The sequence below is a fragment of the Stenotrophomonas sp. YJH_SMC_65 genome (genome assembly GCF_059369475.1).
Map to the genome: position 1 here is coordinate 190,463 of NZ_JCAFSR010000003.1, position 19,569 is coordinate 210,031.

The 19,569-nt window shown below is 62.2% G+C and carries 14 protein-coding genes; 8 read left to right on the forward strand and 6 right to left on the reverse strand.

Going from position 1 to position 19,569, the window contains the following annotated elements; all coding sequences use genetic code 11:
- Positions 1 to 95 precede the first annotated feature (95 nt).
- The 8 genes from AC5P7A_RS06895 (at position 96) to AC5P7A_RS06930 (ending at position 11,767) form a co-directional block, all read left to right on the forward strand.
- Positions 96 to 1,268 carry a cystathionine gamma-synthase gene (locus AC5P7A_RS06895; protein WP_053494788.1) on the forward strand — a complete coding sequence of 391 codons (1,173 nt, stop codon included), beginning with the start codon at positions 96 to 98 and terminating at the stop codon, positions 1,266 to 1,268.
- A gap of 28 nt (positions 1,269 to 1,296) precedes the next feature.
- Positions 1,297 to 2,079 carry an ABC transporter permease gene (locus AC5P7A_RS06900; protein ID WP_053494789.1) on the forward strand — a complete coding sequence of 261 codons (783 nt, stop codon included), beginning with the start codon at positions 1,297 to 1,299 and terminating at the stop codon, positions 2,077 to 2,079.
- A 15-nt stretch (positions 2,080 to 2,094) separates the two neighbouring features.
- A complete protein-coding gene (locus AC5P7A_RS06905; protein ID WP_069118025.1) occupies positions 2,095 to 2,700 on the forward strand; it encodes an acyltransferase in 606 nt (201 codons plus the stop codon).
- Entirely contained in the window at positions 2,684 to 3,931 is a 1,248-nt protein-coding gene (locus AC5P7A_RS06910; protein WP_053494791.1) for a glycosyltransferase, read from the forward strand. The genes AC5P7A_RS06905 and AC5P7A_RS06910 overlap by 17 nt, the downstream gene beginning before the upstream one ends.
- Entirely contained in the window at positions 3,931 to 5,223 is a 1,293-nt protein-coding gene (locus AC5P7A_RS06915) for an ABC transporter ATP-binding protein (protein WP_053494792.1), read from the forward strand. The genes AC5P7A_RS06910 and AC5P7A_RS06915 overlap by 1 nt, the downstream gene beginning before the upstream one ends.
- A complete protein-coding gene (locus AC5P7A_RS06920) occupies positions 5,223 to 8,777 on the forward strand; it encodes a polysaccharide pyruvyl transferase family protein (RefSeq protein WP_495219984.1) in 3,555 nt (1,184 codons plus the stop codon). Before AC5P7A_RS06915 ends, AC5P7A_RS06920 begins: the two co-directional genes overlap by 1 nt.
- Positions 8,774 to 10,039 carry a glycosyltransferase gene (locus tag AC5P7A_RS06925; RefSeq protein WP_164167055.1) on the forward strand — a complete coding sequence of 422 codons (1,266 nt, stop codon included), beginning with the start codon at positions 8,774 to 8,776 and terminating at the stop codon, positions 10,037 to 10,039. Before AC5P7A_RS06920 ends, AC5P7A_RS06925 begins: the two co-directional genes overlap by 4 nt.
- Positions 10,040 to 10,405: 366 nt before the next feature.
- A complete protein-coding gene (locus tag AC5P7A_RS06930) occupies positions 10,406 to 11,767 on the forward strand; it encodes a glucosyltransferase domain-containing protein (RefSeq protein WP_188239221.1) in 1,362 nt (453 codons plus the stop codon).
- A gap of 193 nt (positions 11,768 to 11,960) precedes the next feature.
- Here the strand turns inward: AC5P7A_RS06930 and AC5P7A_RS06935 are convergent, their stop codons facing one another.
- The 6 genes from AC5P7A_RS06935 to AC5P7A_RS06960 form a co-directional block, all read right to left on the reverse strand.
- Complete coding sequence (locus AC5P7A_RS06935; RefSeq protein ID WP_069118022.1) at positions 11,961 to 12,932, reverse strand: NAD-dependent epimerase/dehydratase family protein; 972 nt, start codon at positions 12,930 to 12,932, stop codon at positions 11,961 to 11,963.
- 3 nt (positions 12,933 to 12,935) lie between these two features.
- A complete protein-coding gene (locus AC5P7A_RS06940; protein WP_053494798.1) occupies positions 12,936 to 13,313 on the reverse strand; it encodes an SMR family transporter in 378 nt (125 codons plus the stop codon).
- Between the two features lie 29 nt (positions 13,314 to 13,342).
- Positions 13,343 to 14,749, reverse strand: a complete 1,407-nt coding sequence (locus tag AC5P7A_RS06945) for a UbiA family prenyltransferase (RefSeq protein ID WP_495220024.1) — start codon at positions 14,747 to 14,749, stop codon at positions 13,343 to 13,345.
- A 106-nt stretch (positions 14,750 to 14,855) separates the two neighbouring features.
- Positions 14,856 to 17,537 (reverse strand): sulfatase-like hydrolase/transferase, encoded by a 2,682-nt coding sequence (locus tag AC5P7A_RS06950; protein WP_053494799.1) that lies wholly within the window; start codon positions 17,535 to 17,537, stop codon positions 14,856 to 14,858.
- 146 nt (positions 17,538 to 17,683) lie between these two features.
- Entirely contained in the window at positions 17,684 to 18,622 is a 939-nt protein-coding gene (locus AC5P7A_RS06955) for an electron transfer flavoprotein subunit alpha/FixB family protein (protein WP_126411700.1), read from the reverse strand.
- Positions 18,622 to 19,368, reverse strand: coding sequence for an electron transfer flavoprotein subunit beta/FixA family protein (locus tag AC5P7A_RS06960; RefSeq protein WP_014035896.1), 747 nt, complete (start codon positions 19,366 to 19,368; stop codon positions 18,622 to 18,624). Before AC5P7A_RS06960 ends, AC5P7A_RS06955 begins: the two co-directional genes overlap by 1 nt.
- Positions 19,369 to 19,569: the final 201 nt, after the last annotated feature.

Here is a 19,569-nt window from a genome sequence, read left to right on the forward strand (position 1 = left end):
ATCCCGGTTTATCCGCGTCAAAGCTCGTTAAGGCCGCGCTGATAGACTCCCGCTCCTTCGACGGCGCCGGTCATCGGCGCCAATCAGGAAACGACATGTCCAACGCTTCTTCCCCGGACCGCGCGCTGGCCCTGGCCACGCTGGCCATCCACGGCGGCCAGTCGCCCGACCCCAGCACCGGCGCGGTGATGCCGCCGATCTACGCCACTTCGACCTATGCCCAGTCCAGCCCGGGCGAGCATCAGGGCTTCGAGTACTCGCGTACCCACAACCCGACCCGGTTCGCCTATGAACGCTGCGTGGCCTCGCTGGAAGGCGGTACCCGCGGCTTTGCCTTCGCTTCGGGCATGGCGGCCAGCTCGACCGTGATCGAGCTGCTCGACGCTGGCAGCCACGTGGTGGCGATGGACGACATCTACGGCGGCAGCTTCCGCCTGTTCGAGCGCGTGCGTCGCCGCACCGCCGGGCTGGACTTCAGCTTCGTCGACCTCACCGATCTGGCGGCATTCGAAGCCTCCATCACGTCGAAGACGAAGATGGTCTGGATCGAGACCCCGACCAACCCGATGCTGAAGATCGTCGACATCGCCGCGGTCGCCGCCATCGCCAAGCGCCATGGCCTGATCGTAGTGGTCGACAACACCTTCGCCTCGCCGATGCTGCAGCGTCCGCTGGAACTGGGTGCGGACCTGGTCCTGCATTCGGCCACCAAGTATCTCAATGGCCACTCGGACATGGTCGGTGGCATGGTCGTGGTCGGCGACAACGCCGAACTGGCCGAGCAGATGGCCTTCCTGCAGAACTCGGTGGGGGGCGTGCAGGGCCCCTTCGACAGCTTCCTGGCCCTGCGCGGCCTGAAGACCCTGCCGCTGCGCATGAAGGCACACTGCGCCAACGCGCTGGCGCTGGCCCAATGGCTGGAAAAGCACCCGGCGGTGGAGAAGGTGATCTACCCGGGCCTGGCCTCGCACCCGCAGCATGAACTGGCCGGCAAGCAGATGGCCGGCTACGGCGGCATCGTCTCGATCGTGCTCAAGGGCGGGTTCGAGGCGGCCAAGCGCTTCTGCGAGAAGACCGAACTGTTCACCCTGGCCGAGTCGCTGGGCGGTGTTGAAAGCCTGGTCAACCATCCGGCGGTGATGACCCATGCCTCGATTCCGGTCGCGCGCCGCGAACAGCTGGGCATCAGCGATGCGCTGGTGCGGCTGAGCGTGGGCGTGGAGGAGCTGGGGGATCTGCAGGTGGATCTGGAGAGGGCACTTCAGTGACCGTCGGATTGTCCATGGTGTCTGACGCATGAGTGCCTCGAATCTGGCTGGTCTCATCTTCCAGCTCACCCGGCGTGAAGTCAGTGGCCGCTACAAGGGCTCAGTGCTCGGCTTGTTCTGGTCCTTCGTCAATCCGCTGTTGATGCTCAGCGTATACACGTTGTTCTTCTCGGTGATCCTGAAAGTTCGCTGGGGCGATCAGCCACAGCGTCAGGCGGATTTTGCGATCCTGTTGTTCGTCGGCCTGATCCTCCATGGATTCATCGCCGAATGCATCAACCGCGCGCCGGGATTGATCACGGGAAACGTCAACTACGTCAAGAAGGTCGTGTTCCCGATCGGCATTCTGCCGATCGTTTCCTGTTCATCGGCGCTGTTCCATTGGTTCATCAGTCTGAGCGTTCTGGCGCTTGCACTGGTGTTCGTCGGGAACGGTGTTCCGGTCACTTTTCCGTTGATTCTGGTAGTGATGGTCCCCCTGGTGCTGTATGCGCTGGGCATCAGCTGGATACTGGCGTCTGTGGGCGTTTACCTGAGGGACGTCAACCAGGTGGTGGGTGTTTTCTCGCAGATCCTGCTGTTCATTTCGCCAGTGTTCTTCCCGGTCACCAAGATTCCCGAGTACATCCGCCCGCTCTTCCTGGCCAATCCGCTTACGACGATCATCGAGCAGGCCCGTGCCGTCGCGGTGTTCGGTCAGCTGCCGGACTGGTGGCAGCTGGCGGGGCAGTTTGCTGCCGCGTCTGTGGTCTGCCTGCTGGGAATGGTCTGGTTCCGTCGCACCAAGTGTGGATTCGCTGATGTCCTTTAAGAAGGAGCTTGCACGATGAGTCGCCTGAAGCAATGGCTTCTTCGCCAGCGTTTCTTCTATGTGCTTATGGGGCTGAAGTACTACCTCGGCAACAATGTCGTTGCCCGCTTTCCGATCGAATGTGTTCGCCGGTTCTATCTGACCCGCGTGCTCAAGGTGGCGATCGGCAAGGACACGCACGTCAGCATGCGCTGGTTCGTCACCGGTTATCCGGTGCGCGCGCACGTCAGCATCGGTGACAACTGCGTGATCAACCGGGAGGTGTATCTGGATGGCCGGGTAGGCGTGGTTGTTGGAAACAACGTCAATGTTTCCTTCCAGACCTGCATCCTCAGCCTGCACCATGACCACAACGCACCGACCTTTCCCGCGATTGGCGGCGTGGTCACCATCCAGGACCATGCCTGGATCGGTGCCCGCGCCACCTTGTTGCCGGGCGTGACCATCGGCGAAGGTGCCGTGGTTGCGGCGGGTGCGGTCGTGGCACGCGACGTGGCACCGTATGAGGTGGTGGGTGGCGTACCCGCCCGAAAGATCGGTGAACGCAACCGGGATATCCAGTACCTCACCAGGTTCTCACCGTATTTTGATTCGGATATCTTCGATGAAACCGCAGGTTAAGAAACAAGTCCTCGTGTTCATGCTGGCGCCTTCGCTGCCGGCGGTGACGGGGGGCGACATCTATGCGGTGAACGCAGTTCTGCCGTTCGCCGAGGAGATCGACTACCACCTGTTCTGCTACGTCGGCGGCGACGCCGACCGACGCAAAGTCGAGCAGCATCGCGCGCTCTACGACAAAGTGTTCCGGTCGGTCCATCTCGAGCCTCGTCCGAAGATGCCGTTCGAGCTGCCCAAGGTGCAGCGAGCCCTGTCGATGGCGCGGCAGGCACTGCAGGGTCTGCCTTTCATCGATGCCAGCTACTACAGCCGCAGTGCCGTTGCGGCTGCACGTCGCATCGTCCGGGAACAGGGCATCGATGCGATCGAGGTCAACTCGACCCATCTGGCGTTCTTCCGTCGATTCTTGCCACAGGTGCCGGGCATCCTGCTGAGCCACAACATCGAAGCTGACATTTTTCCGTTCTGGATGCCGGCAGGCCTGACCGGATGGAAGCTGCGTTTCATGGAATGGGTTGCCAGCCGAAGCCGGCGAGCCGCGAAGGCTGTCGAGATCGACAATGCCTTCGGGTTCTCGGCGATGACCTTCATCTCTCGCCATGACATGTCGCGGGTTACCGACAAGGTCCCGCGCTACCTCATGCCGCTGCACTTTCCGTTGGGTACCACGCGTTTTGAAGACAAGCCGGATGATGTCTTCCACGTACTGTGGATGGGAGGCTTTGGCTGGTACCCGAATGCGGAGGCGGTGACCTGGTTTGCCGAGAAGATCCATCCGCTGCTGGCAGGCCAGTTGCAGGAGCGGAAGATTGTTCTGCACTTCTGCGGCGGCAATCCTCCGGAGGCGCTGCAGGCATTGCATGACGGGCGCAACGTTCTCGTGCATGGCTTCGTCGACGACCTGCAATCGCTGCTGGACAAAGCGCATCTGCTGATGGTGCCACTGCTGTCCGGCGGCGGCATCCGCGTCAAGATCGTCGAGGCGATGTCTGCCGGCATCCCGGTACTCAGCACCAGCAAGGGGTGCGAGGGCATCGGCGCGACCGACGGCGTGGACATCCTGGTGCGTGATGACGCAGAAGGGTTTGCCCGTACATTGCTGGAATGCGCGCAGGACCGAGCGCGACTGGCAGCTCTGTCGGCGGCAGGGCAGGATCTCATGGCGCGCGAGTATTCACAGCAGGCAAGCCTGGACGCCAAGCGAGCCGCCTATCGGCATGCGGGGGTGATGTGATGCAGGCAGCAGATACGCCGTTGACGGCTGCGCCGGTGGTTTCGGTACGTGGTGTCGGCAAGGTCTTCCGCATTTTCGACCGTCCGGCGCAGCGCCTGTTGCAGCCGGCAGCAAACCGGCTCCGGCGCCTGGTGGGCATGCAGCCGCAGCCGGCGCGCGTGTTCCATGCGTTGGACGACATCAACTTCGACATCGCGCCGGGCGAAACTGTTGGAATCATCGGCCGCAATGGCAGCGGCAAGTCGACGCTGCTGCAGATCCTGGTCGGTACGTTGCAGGCCAATACCGGCAGCGTGACCGTCAACGGGCGGGTATCGGCGCTGCTGGAACTGGGCGCTGGTTTCAACCCGGAATTCAGCGGGCGCGACAACGTCTACCTGGCAGGTGCCATCATCGGCCTGGGTTCGGCGGACATGACCCGCCTCATGCCTGAAATTGAAAAATTCGCCGATATCGGTGAATTCATCGACCAGCCTGTCAAGACCTACTCTTCGGGCATGTTCGTACGGCTCGCGTTCGCCGTGGCGATCCACGTGTCACCCGATATCCTGGTTGTGGATGAAGCGTTGGCAGTGGGCGACACCGCCTTCCAGACCAAGTGCCTTACCCGCATTCGCAAGATGCAGTCTGAAGGCGTCAGCATCATCCTGGTTACCCACTCCACCAATACCCTGCTGGAATACTGCGACCGGGGCATCTACCTGCGTCGCGGACGGGTCGTGCTGGACGGACCGTGCCGCGAGGTTGTCAAGAAGTATGCCGACGACCTGGTGGACGAAGAAGGCGGAGCCGTGATCTATGCGGACGAGGCCCTTGCCAGCTTGCAGGACGATGGCCTGCCTGCAGACGCTGCGGCATTGCCGGCAAGCGAAATCACCGGCGTGGAGATTCTCGACCTGCAGGGGCAGCCAAGGACGACGTTCGGCCATGGCGAACAAGTACTGGTGAAGGTCGCCATCCATGTACGCCGGCGTATCGAGCAGCCCTGCTATGGAATTCAGTTGAAGAGCGTGGATGACATCGCCCTGTGGGCTGGCACCACCCAGAACATGAGCCTTTCGCCGCTGCCGACGGAACCGGGCGATTATGTTTTCGACTGGCAGTTGACGTTGAATGTCACCGGCAACCGCTATGTGCTGGCACTGGGCATCGGTGACCTCGACACGGGCGAGTACCACCGTCACTCACGCGTGCCCTACGCGGGCCATGTGGATGTATTGCCTCAGCCCCATTCCGGTCATGGCTGGCTTGCTCCCGCCCCTCGCTTCACCGCACCAGTGAGAACTGCATGATGACGCACTCCAAGCCAGTATTCAGGGCCCTGGTCGTGGGTTTCTATGGGGCACCCAACGTGGGCGACGAGGTGCTGCTGGACCTGCTGGTCCGTCGCATCCGCGAACTGGGCGGCGAGCCGGTGGTTGCCAGCATCGATCCCTCGTTGACCCGCCGCATGCATGGTGTGGATGCCGTGCAGTTTGCCAATGTCGGGGACATCGCTCGTGCATTGATGCATTGCGACGTACTGGTGATGGGGGGCGGCGGCATCTTCCAGGACCATCATCCCTTCAACCTCGATGCGGTGTACCTCCCTTATGCGAACGACATTTCCGGCTATGCACGGCCGATGCTGCTCGCGCGGCAACTGGGAGTGCCGACAATCGTATGGGGGCAGGGGGTTGGGCCGCTGAGTTCAGAGGGCGCACGCACCCTGGTGCGCGAGTTGTTCCAGCATGCGGCCGCCGTATCCGTCCGGGATGAATCATCCAAGGCACTGCTGCGCCAGATCGGCGTGGATCGGGATATCCTCGTTGCCGCCGATCCGGGATGGTTGTTCCGCCGCTATCACCCATTGCCGGCGCAACAGGCTGCGCATGATGCAGGCCAGCCGCAGAGCAAGGTACTGGCGGTGGTGGTGCGTGAATGGGACAAGGGGCAGTGGAAAACGTCCCTGGTGGAGGCGTTGCGCACTGCAGTTCCTGCAGGATGGCGGATCCAATGGGTGGCGTTCCAGGCCCATACCGAAGGCAGTGGCGCGACGTCCGACCTGCCCTTGATCGAATCGCTGCGCCAGCAGCTACCCGGGCGCAGCAATGATGAACTGATCGCACCGGCAACAACGGATGCGACCTGGCAGACAATCGCCAGCGCTGACGCGGTGCTGTCCATGCGCCTGCATGCCAGTATCCTTGCCCTGCTGGCGGGGAAGCCCACCGCAGGCCTTGAGTACGACGACAAGCTGTCGCATGCCCATGCGATGGCTGGAATGCCGTCGATTCTGAGGCTGTCGACCGACGATGGCCCGGAGCGCTTCGTGCAGGCGATCGAATCGCTGGTCACCGAAGCCTGGCGGCCGGATCCGCAGGTGGTGGACAGCCTGGAAGTGTCCGCCAGCGCGCACCTGCAGCTGCTCGACGGCTGCTCCTCCCTGCCGCCGGTGCCCCTTCGCTTCGACGCAACCTCCACAGACTGGTTGTCACTGTGGTTGCAACAGGCACTGGTCGAGCTTGAACAGACCCGGCAGCAGAGCCAACGCGCCCACGATCTACTGCTGTTCCGGGACCATCAGCTTGCCGAGCAGACGACGCAGAACACAAACCTGACGCAGCAACTTGTCGAGAAGCAAAAGAAGATGAATGAAGACATGGTCCGCCTGGATGCGGCTCAAGGCCAGCTGCAGGAGAATGCGCAGGCATTGCAGCAGATCAGGCAGGAAAGTGCGCAGGCACTGGAGCAGATCAAGGAGGAAAGTGCGCAGGCACTGCAGCAGGTCAAGGAGGAAAGTGCGCAGATGCTGCAGCAGATCCAGCAGCAGTTGGCTGGCAAGCAGGCCTATATTGATGACAAGGAGGTCTACATTGCGATCCTGCTGCAGCAAATCGAACAGGTGCAGGCCGAGCTGGCGCGCAGCCGTCAGGAGACCGCAGATGCGCTGAATCTCTGGCGTCGCCTGCGTAGGTTCCTGCAGTTGCTTCGCCGCGACCTAGTGCGCCTGCTGGCCGCCCCCTTCAAGTTGGCTTCGGTCTGGAGGCGGCACGGGTTGAAGGTCGCACTGCAACAGATCCCGCGACGCATGAAGACGCTGGGTGTTCCTCAGACCGCTGCCACGCAACAGATGGTGGAACCGCCACCGCCGATGGTGCGACCGGTTCGCCGCGAACGCCTGCTGGTGATCGCCAACACGTTGACCACCGACGGCTGGCCCAACCGGGCGATGCACTTCGCGAAGGCGGGCGATCGTGCCGGCTTCTTCGTGCGCATCACCGCGGTGGATGGAAGTGCCTGGCCGGACGACGGCAGCGGCCTGCCGGCGCGTCTTGCTGTCGATGCGCACGCCTGGCTGCAGGAAGTGCGTGCCGAGGGTACTCGCGTTCTGCTTGCCGATGCATCGCCGGAGGCGCTGGGCCTGGCCCGGTCGGCACGTGAACGCGGTGCCGAAGTGATCGTCGACCTCGCTGCACTCGGTGCGGATTCTCTCTCCGCGGAACTGCGCGTCCTTACTGATCGCGTTGTCACCGGAACCCCGGAGCAGAAGGTCGATGGCCTGCCGTCGCGCTTCCTGGGCGCGGCTGGAGACAATGAAATCTTCGACTCCTACCGCAGTCATGGGCTGCCGCAGGCATATGAGGACGGGCGACAACATGTCCTGTTCGTTGTCCTCGGCGGAGACGGCGACGCCTGGCTTGATGCCGCGCTGAAGGCGTCCCCCGATCTCGTTTTCCATGTCACGGGAATGAACGTGGATGGCCGCGACAGCCGCCAGGTACGTGCCCTCGATTGGTCGTGGCAGCCGCAGCAGATGGCTCCGCTGATCGCCGGCGCGCATGCGGTTGTCATCGTCGGCGGGGCCGGGGACCGCACGCGCCTTGCCGACCTGTCAATGGCGGCGCTGCTGCTGGAGAAGCCGGTGTTTGTCGATGCGCTGCCGTCATTCGCACCGTCGCCCAACCTGCATCGGGTGGATGCCGTGCAGCTTTCCGCACAGCTGGCCGGCGCCACTGCATCGGAAGACTACGCATTCATCGCCCGCCACGCCTGGCTGGGCCATGTCGAGCAGTTGATGCAACCGGAGTATCCGCTGTCGGTAAGCGTGGTTGTGCTGATCCACAACAACCGCCGCATCATTGAGCGCTGCGTGAGCACGTTGCTGGAGCACGCCGGGGAATGGCTGCAGGAAATCGTGGTTGTCGATAACCAGTCCAGCGATGGCGGCGCCGAACTGGTTGAATCGCTGTACGCAGGGCATGCCAAGGTGAAGCTTGTGCGCAACAGTGAGAATGGATGCTCCTCGGGTCGCAACCTGGGCGTCAAGCATTCCACCGGCCGTTATATTGCGTTCTTCGACTCCGACCAGTGGTTGACCTCTCCGTCCTGCTTCAGTGAAGCCGTGAACATCCTGGCGGCCAACCCCGGTGTCGGCACCATCGGCTGGAATGCAGGATGGTTCGACGCCACGCGTGATGACCTGGGTGGACCCATCTCCGACTACCTTCCCAATCGCGGCATGAACAACGAGGCCCGCATCAAGGGATACCGCGATGACGTGGGTTTCCTGGGGACCAGCTGCATGTTCATTGCCCGTGACCTGTTCGAGCGTCTGGAAGGCTTCGATGTGTTCTACGACCCTACGTGCTTCGAAGACACGGACATCTGCTTCCAGGTGAAGAAGGCTGGTTATTCGGTGGCGTTCCGTGACCTGGCCGGTGTCCGTCACCAGCCGCACCAGACTACCGGTGCCAGCGAGGGCAGCGAGCGCTACAAGCGGCTGTTCAACCGCAACGCAGCCTACTTCCGCGACAAGTGGAAGGGGTATCCGGAGTTCTTCGTGGACCTCAAGTCCTGGCATTGAGCGAGGCAGAGACGGCAATGGGGTGGGGCAAGGTCAAGCGACGGCTGCTGGAAGCCATGCTGATGTTCGGCCCTGGGTTGTACGGTCGCTGGTCGATGTCACGGTCCACAGGAACACCCGCGGAGGTTCCGTCGACGGAACGCCCGCGGGTGCTCCTCGTGGACCATGATTTTCCCGAGATTGACCGTGATGCGGGATCGCGCGCGATCTCATGCTTCGCTGACCTGTTGGTCGATGCCGGCATGGAGGTCGTCTTCTGGTCGGCAACGATTGAGCCCTCCGCAGCTGGGAGAGCTGCCCTTGAAGGGAGAGGCATCACCCCATTGAGTCGACGGGAAACGGGGGCACTGGACGGATGGTTGGCGACGTTCGGAGGAAGTTTCATCGGGTCGGTGTCAAGCCGCCCACTGATCGCGGCCATGTATCTACCGGTCCTGCGCGCGGCGATTGCCGGTACTCATCTCTATTACGGGCACGACATCCACTATCTGCGGTTGCAGTTGATGCGTGCTACGTCCAAGGCCACCCTTGCCGATCATTGGCAGTGTCTGTTGATGAGAGTGGTGGAACAGCGGGCGTGGAGAAATGCCGACGTAGTTCTGTATCCCTCTAAAGATGAGGCTGAAACAGTGAACCGTTACCTTGCTGATCGCGGCTTGGCCGGGAACGGCGAGATGTTCCCGCTGTGGACCGTGGATGCAGGATCCATGCAGCACACGCCCGGCCCGGGCAAAAGATCGGGATTGCTGTTCGTTGGCAGCATGGCGCATGCACCAAACGCAGATGGTCTGGACTGGTTTCTGCACAAGGTGCTGCCCTTGCTTCAGCGGGGGGGACAGGCGCCGGTCCTCACCGTGGTGGGCTCCGGTATGGAGAACTACCGTGTGCCCCAGCATGCCTCTGACACGGTGCGTATTCTCGGTCGCATCGATGATGCTGCATTGGAGCGCTGTTACGCGTCTACGCGCCTGGTCATCGCACCGTTGCGTTTCGGCGGCGGGGTCAAGGGGAAGGTGATCGAGGCAATAGGGCAGGGTGTTCCAATCATCTTGACCGGTGCGGCCGCGCAGGGCCTGGCTGGAGTCGAGGATATACTGCCGACTACCGATGACCCGTCGAAGTTTGCTGCTGCCATCCAGGCGCTGGATCAAGACGACCAGGCTTGGTCAGCCGCGTCTACCAAGGCGCGCCTGTTCCTGGCGGAACACTATGACCATCGTCAATTCGTGCAAAGGCTCAGGCACCTGCTGCTGCATTCCTGATCGGGAGTGAAGTCCTGTGATGCACGAGACTGTCCATGGGGCAATGTGCCCTATCGCTCGCTGGATCGGCTGCAGGTAGCCGCGCGGGCCTGCCCAACCATGCCGTTGGCTCACAAAGGATTGGCTTGGCCATCATCCAGTCGAGTAGCATTCCGCACGGGATACGACGTCTTCAGGGCAGTCAAAGAGCCGATTGGGCCCGTTCACCGCCATCGGTACCTCGGCCTGGATGATGCTAGGCCGGTCAAATTCAGTTGGGCGAATCTGGAGTTAGGGGAAGATATGGATTGGAGTAACTTGGCTGGGCGGGCGCGGTCGCAGCTGCACTCGATGTGCACTGATGCCCCGAGCCATGGCGGATTCAAGATGGTGGCTGCGCTTCTGTCCATGCTGCTCGTGGCATCCGCTTATAGCCAACTATCGAATCTGCATGTGTTCGGTCACGATGAAGTTCACTACAACCACTATTTCCAGCTGAAGCTGTTGCAGGATGGCCGGTGGCTGAACTACATCTTCAAGGATGTGCTTGTCAGTATTGACGCGTCGGCTTGGTTCGCCGCGTATATCGCCGCACATCTTTTGCTGGTCTATCGCATTGCGCGCCGCGCAGGCCTGTCGGTTGCACTGGCACTGATCATTTCGGCCGTCGTTTCGATCTCTCCGCCAGTCGTGGAACAAAGCATGTGGCCGGCCACTGCGTTCTCGGCAGTTGCAGTCCTGATCCTGGCCGAGGTGGTCACGCGGCGAGTGGCGATAGCACCGGTTGCGGTCTATGCGGCGCTCGGGATCCTTCTGTTCGGGACGATGCAGAGCTACTACTTCCTGGTCCCGCTCCTGTTCATCGGCGAATTCGCGTCCGAACAGCGGAGTGCTCGAGATCGATGGAGGTTGTGGTTGCAACACACGCTCAGCTGGGTGGGAGGGGCGGTACTCGGCGCTTTGGTCATGTCGATGATGCTGCTGCTGCTGGCAGGGCATTTCGGTCCGCAGGTGGATGACTGGCGATCGCCACATCCGGCCAAGGATCTTCCCTCTTTATGGCAGAACGTAAGCTACGTCATTGGATCATTCGGGAAGTGTGTAGCTTCCATTGGCAAGGCCTCGAACCTGGATGGTTGGTTGCTGTTGGCAACCGTGCTGCTGCTCGTTCCATTCGCCGTTCGCCGGAAGGGTTCAATCCAGATCCTGTTGACGCTCGCAATGGTCGCTGCGGCGTTCCACGCATTCTCTATTCCGTTGGCACCAGTAATTACCACGCGCAGCCTGATCGCGCTGGTACTTGGACTGGCGCTGTTTTTCGGCCTTCTTGGAGGCGGGAATCGTATCTCACGGGCGGTCGTATTCCTCCTCCTGCTGGCGGGCGGTATTGGATTCCAGGCACAGGCCCGTACGTTCCTCCAGACCCAGGTGGAAACGACCTCCTTCCTGTTTGAGAAGATCCACACGCTATTGCCATTGCCGGCAGACCGGTATTCAGTACTGGCGGTTTCCGGCCGCATGCCGGGTGGCAAAGAGCCAGCTGCCACTTTCAACAACGAATACTTGATGAATTCGGTGGTGGTGGCTACCGGGGCCAGGAGTTTTGTTGATTGCCGGACGCACGAGGCAGAAGTGTGCGCGATGGCGGTGGAAGGTGACGCCGTGAATGAAACCGGGCTGGGTGAAGGGCGACTGAGGCTCTTCCAGGATGCAAAGGGTGGCGCGGTCATCGTCTATAGCGATGACTGATCAGGCGCCGCCAGTGCGTCCGGCCCGACGTAGATCGCAGCGGCTCCCGTGCAAGGAGGTCATCGCCATTTCCTTGCTGGGGCAGCATCGTGGTGGTTTGCCGCGCTGATCTCTATCCCGCCTCGCCGGACTTTTCTCCGGCGAGGCCAGTGATACGGAGGCGACCCCATCCAGGTCCCTCCATGCAGATCATTCAGATCTGCTTCCGGTAATGTGCGTACGCTGCAACGAGCATGTCCTCGTCATTGCGTGTGGGATGCCAATCCAGAACTTCCTGCGTAGGTGCAATGTCGACCACGTAGTTGATGTCGGCGATCTGATACTGCTCCCGATGCAGCAGCGGTTTGCCCAGCTTTTCCAGAAGCGACAGGGTCATCTTCAACGGCTTGGCGGGTACCGGCACTACAATCGAGCGCGAGCCGATACGCTTGATCGTATTGCGCAGCAACTGGCGAACTGGTGGTGCATCGCCCGATCCCAAGCTCAGTGCGACGGCGGGGAATCCCTTCTCGACCGCAGCAAGAATTGCGCTGACGACATCCTCCACGGCGATCATCTGGTAGCGGTTCCGACCGCTGCCGATGGTTGGCACGGGAAGGCCAAGGTCCATCAGCCGGAACAGCTTGATCAGGATGCCAAAGCGTCCGGGGCCCACAATCATGCGTGGACGCAGGACGGTAATCAGGTAGCCCTCGGTTCGTGCTTGTTCGCACAGCTGTTCCGACGCCGCTTTGCTGCGTCCATACGGCCCCAACGGGTTGCGTCGGTGCGTTGGAGGTACAGGCAGCGATTCCGGCAGCCCGTACACCATGTCCGTGCTGGTATAGATCAAGCGTGGCTGGCGCAGTTTACGCATCCACTTCAGTACATTGGCTGTACCGGTAACGTTGACCTCGGCGAACCAGGCGTCCTGTTCTTTTGCCGGCACGGCGTTATGGAATTGCCTTGCCGCAAGATGGTGGACGACATCACCTTCATCCAATGGCACGCGCGACAGCGCCGCAGTATCCAGAATATCCAGCTGGTGATGGACGACCCTGCCGGAGAATTCTGCAGGCAGAGGCAGCAGGTCAACGGTCTGAACCTGCTGGCCCTGTGCAAGGAGGGTCCGGACGAGATGCGATCCGGTGAAGCCTGAGCCACCAATGACAATATGCTTGGTCACGGCTCAGCCCCCACGCGCGACGAGAACGACGCCAGCACAGATCAGCGCGATTCCAGCCAGCTTCATTACGCTGACCGGTTCACGGAAGAACAGATATGCAGCACCAACGACAATCACGTATCCCACGCTCAGGAAGGGATAAGCGAAACTCACCTGGACCTTGGAGAGGACGTACATCCAAAGCACGATGCTGATCGCATAGCACGACAGTCCGCTGAAGACCCACGGATTGAGGACAACGCGGATGGCGCCCTGTGCGAGCTCAAGCACGCCCTGGTTGGTCACCAGCGAAACATTCGGCATGCCTTTGCGAAGGAAAAGCTGCGCACTCGCATTGAGGGCTACGGAGAACAGAATGAGTGGGATGAATTTGAGATACATGCGATCAACTTTGGAATGATGAGGAGGCATTACCAGTGGCGTGTCGCCGCCATTACGATGATCAGCCCGGCGAGGCCGACGCCCTGGCTGACGCGGTCGCGCGCTGCGAACACGATGGGGTCATCATGCATGTCGCCCCGGTGGGCGACAAACCAGGCACGGCTGATCCAGTACAGCAGCACAGGACAGAGCAGCCAGAGCACTTGGGGCGTGGCGTACAGTCTGAGGCTGTCAGGGCTGTTGATGTAGAGGGCGAAGACCAGAACGCCGATGTAGCCCGCAGCTGTCCCGAATGACTGCACCAGCGGCAGATCGGCCACGGAGTATCCGCGACCGGAGGCTTTCTGCTTTCCCTGCGTTGCAGCCGCGGTTAGTTCGGTATAGCGCTTGAGAAGGGCAAGGCTGAGGAAAATGAACATCGAGAACGCGAGCAGCCAGAATGACCGTGGCGAATCGATTGCAAAAGCGCCGCCGATGATCCGCACGGTGTAAAGCGCCGCCAACACCACGACATCGATCATCACGATGCGCTTGAGCGTGAACGAATAGGCCAGGGTCGTGATGAAGTAGATCAGCAGGACCAGTGCAAACGCAGGACTTGTCCACAGCGCCAGTGCGAAACCGGCCAGTGTCAACAAGGGGGTGGCGACCAGGCCATGAAACAGGGGCAAGGTCCCGGCCGCGAATGGTCGCTTCCGCTTCCGTGGATGCTGCCGGTCTGGCGCCAGATCCAGCAGGTCGTTCAGCAGGTAAACGCCGGATGCGCACAGGCCGAAGGCAAGGAAGGCGAGCGCCGCGTTTACTACGGCTTCTGGTTCGAACAGACGGTGCGCGGTAAGCAGTGGAACCAGTACCAGAAGGTTCTTCAGCCACTGGTACAGCCGCAGGGCCTTGATCCAGGTGCGGAGCCCTCCGGGCTGTCCAGGCAGGTGGTCGATCAACCGGGTTTGCGCGCGGGCCTGGTTTGCCAGCGATCCGGTGGCGTTGACGACGACAGCACCTGCGGCGTGCTTCCAGACCGGCAGGTCAACGCGGTGGTTGCCGAGATAGTCGAACCCCCGTTTCCCATAGCGCTCGACAAGGGCTTCAGCCTTGGCGTGCCCGGCCAGATTGCGGGCCCCATCGCTGGCGATGACCTCGTCAAAAACGCCGAGATGATCGGCGATCGGCTGGACCAACAGCCGGTCCGAGGCGGTGCACAGGACACGCGGACGCTGCGGTGTCGCGCGCAGCATGGCCACGACACGCTCATCGTATGGCAGGGTTTCAACCTGCAAGGCCACCCGGGAAGCGAGCTGGCGCTTAACATAGGCCTTGCCGCGCAGCAGCCAGAACGGTACCAGCAAAGCAAACAGCGGGTTGCGCGCCAGCAGGGCCAGCAGTGATTCGTACAGCAGGTCGCTACGCAGCAGCGTCCCGTCCAGATCGACGCACAGGGCTGCTCCCGGCGTCAACTCACCGGATCCAGCCGGTACATCATTGTGATGCGACATATGCCGCAGTTCCCCTCATCCAATAGTGCGGGGAGTATACGAGGGGGAGTTACATTGCGACAGATTCAGGTACCAGCGCGGGGGCGTGAAGGCAGCGCATCCCGGGACAGGCTGGAGCAGCCGGTTGAGCCGTCGCAGCCGGGGCCAAGTGCAGACGGTGCAGGGTAATCAGCTCGCAGTCCTCCGTAGCGCAGGTCGTTTGTCCAGGCACCAGCGTCAAGGTGAGCTGCCCGCCGGCGGCGCTGGACAGGCCTGCCAGGTCGATGGGGTATTCACGCGTCCCTGCTTCGATCTGAAGCAAGCCGAGCGGGGCGTCGTTGGCCAGCACCGTGAGCTCGCGAGGTGACTGCGCCGACAGTGAAAGGACTGCCTGCAGCCGGGCGGGCTCGGATGGCAGGCGCAGTCGTAGCGAGGCGGCCGCGCCACGAACGCTGCGCCCTTGGGGAGAGGGACCGTGCCAGCCACAGGAAATGAAACGATTGCTGGCATCGGCGCTGAAATCCACCGACGATCCCACAGGCAGTGCCTCGTAGGCAGGCAGCAGGGTATAGCCATCCAGTCGCACCGCAGCGTCTGGCGATACGCCGACACGGACTTCAGCCAGGGGCAGGTCTTCAGGGAATACATACCTGGCTTCCAGCATCGTCCCGTCACGTCCATCGGCCGTGTCCAGCAGCGCATGGCGGTCGTAGGTCTGTGCCCCGTAACTGGCAACGACATCGGCCCAGGCACCGTTGGCGGGGTGGGCCACGCCCTGCAGGCTGAGGGTGTAGTTGCCTGCGCACAGATCCTGGTAGGCGCCATAGGCCAAGGTCCCTTCCGCACCCTGCGAGAACAGCTTTCCATCCATCGCTTCACCGACGATCGTATGGCTCGCATCGAAGTGGGTGCGGATGATGAAATCGTTGCGCAGCTGGGACGCCGGGGGCGCTTCGCGTGCAGCCTGCAGCAGTTCCGGCACCAACGCGCCGGCCTTGAGCGATTGTTGTGACACCACGCGAGCCGTTCCGTCAGCGCTCCCCCACAGGCACCACTCATCGGCGGGCTGCCGTTCGTCGAACGCAAAGCAACGATCAATGTAGAGGACCTGCTGGGAATCACCGCCGGCCAGAAGGTGGCCAGAGCGGATGCCGTTCGTGCCAAGCTGGGCAATTCGGCCGCGGTCATCGGCAGCGATGGCCAAGGGCGGAGTCAGCGTCTGCTTACCCAACTGGATGACGCCATCCACCAACTGCAGGTGATCGTCGATCCGGCCCAGCTCCCATAGCGTGCTGGAATAGGCCATGAAACCTGGCAGGTGGTCCTCGCTGGCATCTGGTTCCCGACCGGGTCGGACACTCAATGAAGTACCTGCGCCCTTCACGGAAAGCTGTGAGCGGCCAAAGCCGAGTGCCACTCCCCCTTGCAGGGCATCAAGCAGTGAGGCGCCCGTATCGAGGGTGGTCGCGGGTCGATCAACCTGCCTCGCGCGCAGGTCGCTGCCGAACATGAGAAGAAGGTTGCTGCGATCAGCATCTCGCAGCAGGTCGGCAATGTCGTTGGGCAGGGCCAGATGGTCCGATGCAACAACAATGATTGTATTGCGAGCGTAGGGACTGGCGCGGATGCGGCGTACGAAATCAGCAACCAGTCGGTCCGAGCAATGGATTGCGTCGAGCATCGGCCTGCGCTGGCCAAGCCCCTCATAGGCGACATCGAGGCAGGCATGGGGGATGTGTCCGCTTGGATGATGTGTATCCAGAGTCAGGCCGACGAGGGCGAAAGGCGTGGTCTGCTGCGAGAGCGCAGCGAAGCGGTCCCAGAGCGCATCCAACAGGACATCATCGTGGACGCCCCATGGCGAGAAACGGTTGTCGCCCAGCTTCAGGCTCTTGAAATAGGAGCGATCGCGTACCGTGCCGAAGCCGTGGCTGGCGAGGAACTGTCCCTTTCCAGCGAAATCAGAAGCGGCGCCTCCGATGAACTCGACGTCGTATCCGCGCTCGCGCAGGTGATCGGTCAGGCAGTACGCGCCAGGCAGGAAGCGGCCGATGCTTGCATAGCCATTGGCGTCCTGGCTGAGGGAAAGGGGGACGCCGCACAGGGAACTGACCATGCCGGCGATCGTCCACGTGCCGCCTTCGCGCGAGTCCACGTGCCGGAAATCCACGGCCTCGCTGCGCAGCTTGTTCAACTCTGGCGCAAGGCCAGGGAATCGCGACTCATCGAGATAGGTGCGCTCGAAGCTTTCGGCGTAGAGAATCACCACGTTGCGGTGATTCCCGAGCGGGGCGTCGGGACGTACGTACTGGTCCCCTTGTGCCGGTGCAAGACGTGCCTGCCGATCCTGGCGTACCAGTGTCGCGACGTCGTAGACGATCGGATTGAAAACCAGCGTCGCCAGCAGAGAAGCCGCGAACAGGGGACCGGCGGGTGCCCACCTCCGTGCCGAATGCAGGCGGGGCATGAAAGCGAGGGCCAGGCATGCCACCAGTGCTGCCGAAAGCAGGCCGATGGGCAAGCTGAAATCAGCGGCGCCTGCGCCGCGCATGCCTGCGCGCAGATGATAGATCACGGCGTAATCGATGCCGTTGCCACTGAGTGCATCAATGAAAAGCCAGATCGCCAGCAGTGCTCCGCAGAGCGCAGTGACCAGCAGCTTCCATCGCTGTCCATGTGTGCAATGTCGCGCAAGCAACGCGAGCATTCCGATCCATGCCGCAAAAAACAGGCATTTCATCGCCATCTGCATTCTCTCCCTCCGGTTGGAGCGATGGGAGGGGAAATGCTACAGAATCAAGACAGCGCAAAAGGCGTGTTGCAATATGCCGACATGTTTTGACGAGTGGCAGGGTGGGCAATGTCTGCCCACCCTGCGAGTTGCTACGCAGGTTTCGACTACAGCGCCTTTTCCAGCTCCGGCAGGATTGCAAACAGATCGCCCACCAGGCCGATATCGGCAATCTCGAAGATCGGCGAATCCGGATCCTTGTTGATCGCGACGATCGTGCCGGCATCCTTGATACCGGTCAGGTGCTGGATGGCGCCACTGATGCCGACGGCCACGTAAAGTTCCGGGGCGATGATCTTGCCGGTCTGGCCGACCTGCAGGTCGCTGGGCACGTAGCCGGCATCAACCGCAGCACGCGAGGCACCGACGGCGGCACCGAGCTTGTCGGCCAGCTGGAAGATGACCTTGAAGTTCTCTTCCGAACCGACACCACGGCCACCGGAGACCACGCGCTTGGCGCTCTGCAGGTCCGGGCGGTCGCTGGCACCAGCGGCGAGGCCGACGAAGCGGGTGTGGGTCGGCAGGGCAGCATCGACGCTGGCCGCCTCGATGGTCGCGCTGCCGCCCTGGGCGGCTTCCGGCCACGAGGCGGCACGCACGGTGGCGACCACGATCTGGTCGGCCGGGGCTTCCACGGTGATGATCGCGTTGCCGGCGTAGATCGGGCGCTTGAAGGTGTGGCTGCCTTCAACGCTCATCAGGTCGGAAACCTGGTTGACGCCCAGCAGGGCGGCCACGCACGGCATCAGGTCCTTGCCGAAGGTGGTCGACGGGCCGAACACGTGGGTGTAACCCTTGGCCAGCTGCGCGATCTGCGGTGCCAGCACCTGGGCGATGGCCTGCGCGTTGGCAGCGTTGGCCACGGTCAGGACCTTGGCGACGCCAGCGATCTTCGCGGCCTCGGCAGCCACGGCAGCCGGATCGGTGGCCAGCACCAGCACGTCGATGCTGGCGCCGCTGATGGCGGCAGCAGCGCTGACGGTCTTGGCGGTGGCGGCGTTGAGCTTGCCGTCGTGGTGCTCGGCGATGACGAGAATCCTGCTCATTACAGCAACCCCTTCTGCTTGAGTGCGGCAACCAGTTCGGCCGCGTCCTTGACCATCACACCCTTGCTGCGCTTGGACGGCGCGGCGTACTGGGTGGTCTTGAAGGTGTCGGCGGCTTCAACGCCGAGGTCGGCCAGCTGCAGGGTCTCCAGCGGCTTGGCCTTGGCCTTCATGATGTCCGGCAGCTTGATGAAGCGCGGCTCGTTCAGGCGCAGGTCGGTGGTGACCACGGCCGGCAGATCGACTTCCAGCGTTTCCAGGCCGGCGTCGACTTCGCGGGTCACCGTGGCCTTGCCGTCGGCAATGTCCAGCTTGCTGGCGAAGGTCGCCTGCGGGCGCCCCCACAGCGTCGCCAGCATCTGGCCGGTCTGGTTGGCGTCGTCGTCGATCGCCTGCTTGCCCAGGATCACCAGGTCCGGCTGTTCCTTCTCGATCAGCTTGAGCAGGGTGCGCGCGGCGGTCAGCGGCTGGATGGCCTGGTCGGTGACCACATGGACGGCGCGGTTGGCGCCCATGGCCAGGCCGTTGCGCAGGTGCGCCTGGGCATCGGCCGGGGCGATGGTGGCGACCACGACTTCGCTGGCGATGCCCTTGTCGCGCAGGCGCAGGGCCTCTTCCAGGGCGATTTCATCGAAGGGGTTGGGGGACAGCTTGACGCCGTCGGTGACCACGCCGGAACCGTCCGGCTTGACCTGAATGCGGACGTTGTAGTCCACCACGCGCTTGTACGCGACGAGGATTTTCATCTGGTACGGGGTCCTTCAATAACGGAGAGAACGTCCGGTCCTCGCACAGCAACCGGTTCGGGGGTGGGACCCCGATTCTAACTGGCCTTTGTCGACCATGCGAATGCGTATGGTGAAACGGCGTCCTGTATCCACGTCGCCTGAGTGGCTACTCTAGCGGCCGGTTCCGCTGCCCCGCCACATGCCTTCATTGACCTCGCC

Bases quoted from the DNA above. Each gene is read 5' to 3' on its own strand.
- AC5P7A_RS06960 (WP_014035896.1), bottom strand. From the start codon at position 19,368: ATGAAAATCCTCGTCGCGTACAAGCGCGTGGTGGACTACAACGTCCGC.
- AC5P7A_RS06940 (WP_053494798.1), bottom strand. From the start codon at position 13,313: ATGTATCTCAAATTCATCCCACTCATTCTGTTCTCCGTAGCCCTCAAT.
- AC5P7A_RS06910 (WP_053494791.1), top strand. From the start codon at position 2,684: ATGAAACCGCAGGTTAAGAAACAAGTCCTCGTGTTCATGCTGGCGCCT.
- AC5P7A_RS06930 (WP_188239221.1), top strand. From the start codon at position 10,406: ATGGTGGCTGCGCTTCTGTCCATGCTGCTCGTGGCATCCGCTTATAGC.
- AC5P7A_RS06900 (WP_053494789.1), top strand. From the start codon at position 1,297: ATGAGTGCCTCGAATCTGGCTGGTCTCATCTTCCAGCTCACCCGGCGT.
- AC5P7A_RS06895 (WP_053494788.1), top strand. From the start codon at position 96: ATGTCCAACGCTTCTTCCCCGGACCGCGCGCTGGCCCTGGCCACGCTG.
- AC5P7A_RS06920 (WP_495219984.1), top strand. From the start codon at position 5,223: ATGACGCACTCCAAGCCAGTATTCAGGGCCCTGGTCGTGGGTTTCTAT.
- AC5P7A_RS06905 (WP_069118025.1), top strand. From the start codon at position 2,095: ATGAGTCGCCTGAAGCAATGGCTTCTTCGCCAGCGTTTCTTCTATGTG.
- AC5P7A_RS06955 (WP_126411700.1), bottom strand. From the start codon at position 18,622: ATGAGCAGGATTCTCGTCATCGCCGAGCACCACGACGGCAAGCTCAAC.
- AC5P7A_RS06950 (WP_053494799.1), bottom strand. From the start codon at position 17,537: ATGCAGATGGCGATGAAATGCCTGTTTTTTGCGGCATGGATCGGAATG.
- AC5P7A_RS06915 (WP_053494792.1), top strand. From the start codon at position 3,931: ATGCAGGCAGCAGATACGCCGTTGACGGCTGCGCCGGTGGTTTCGGTA.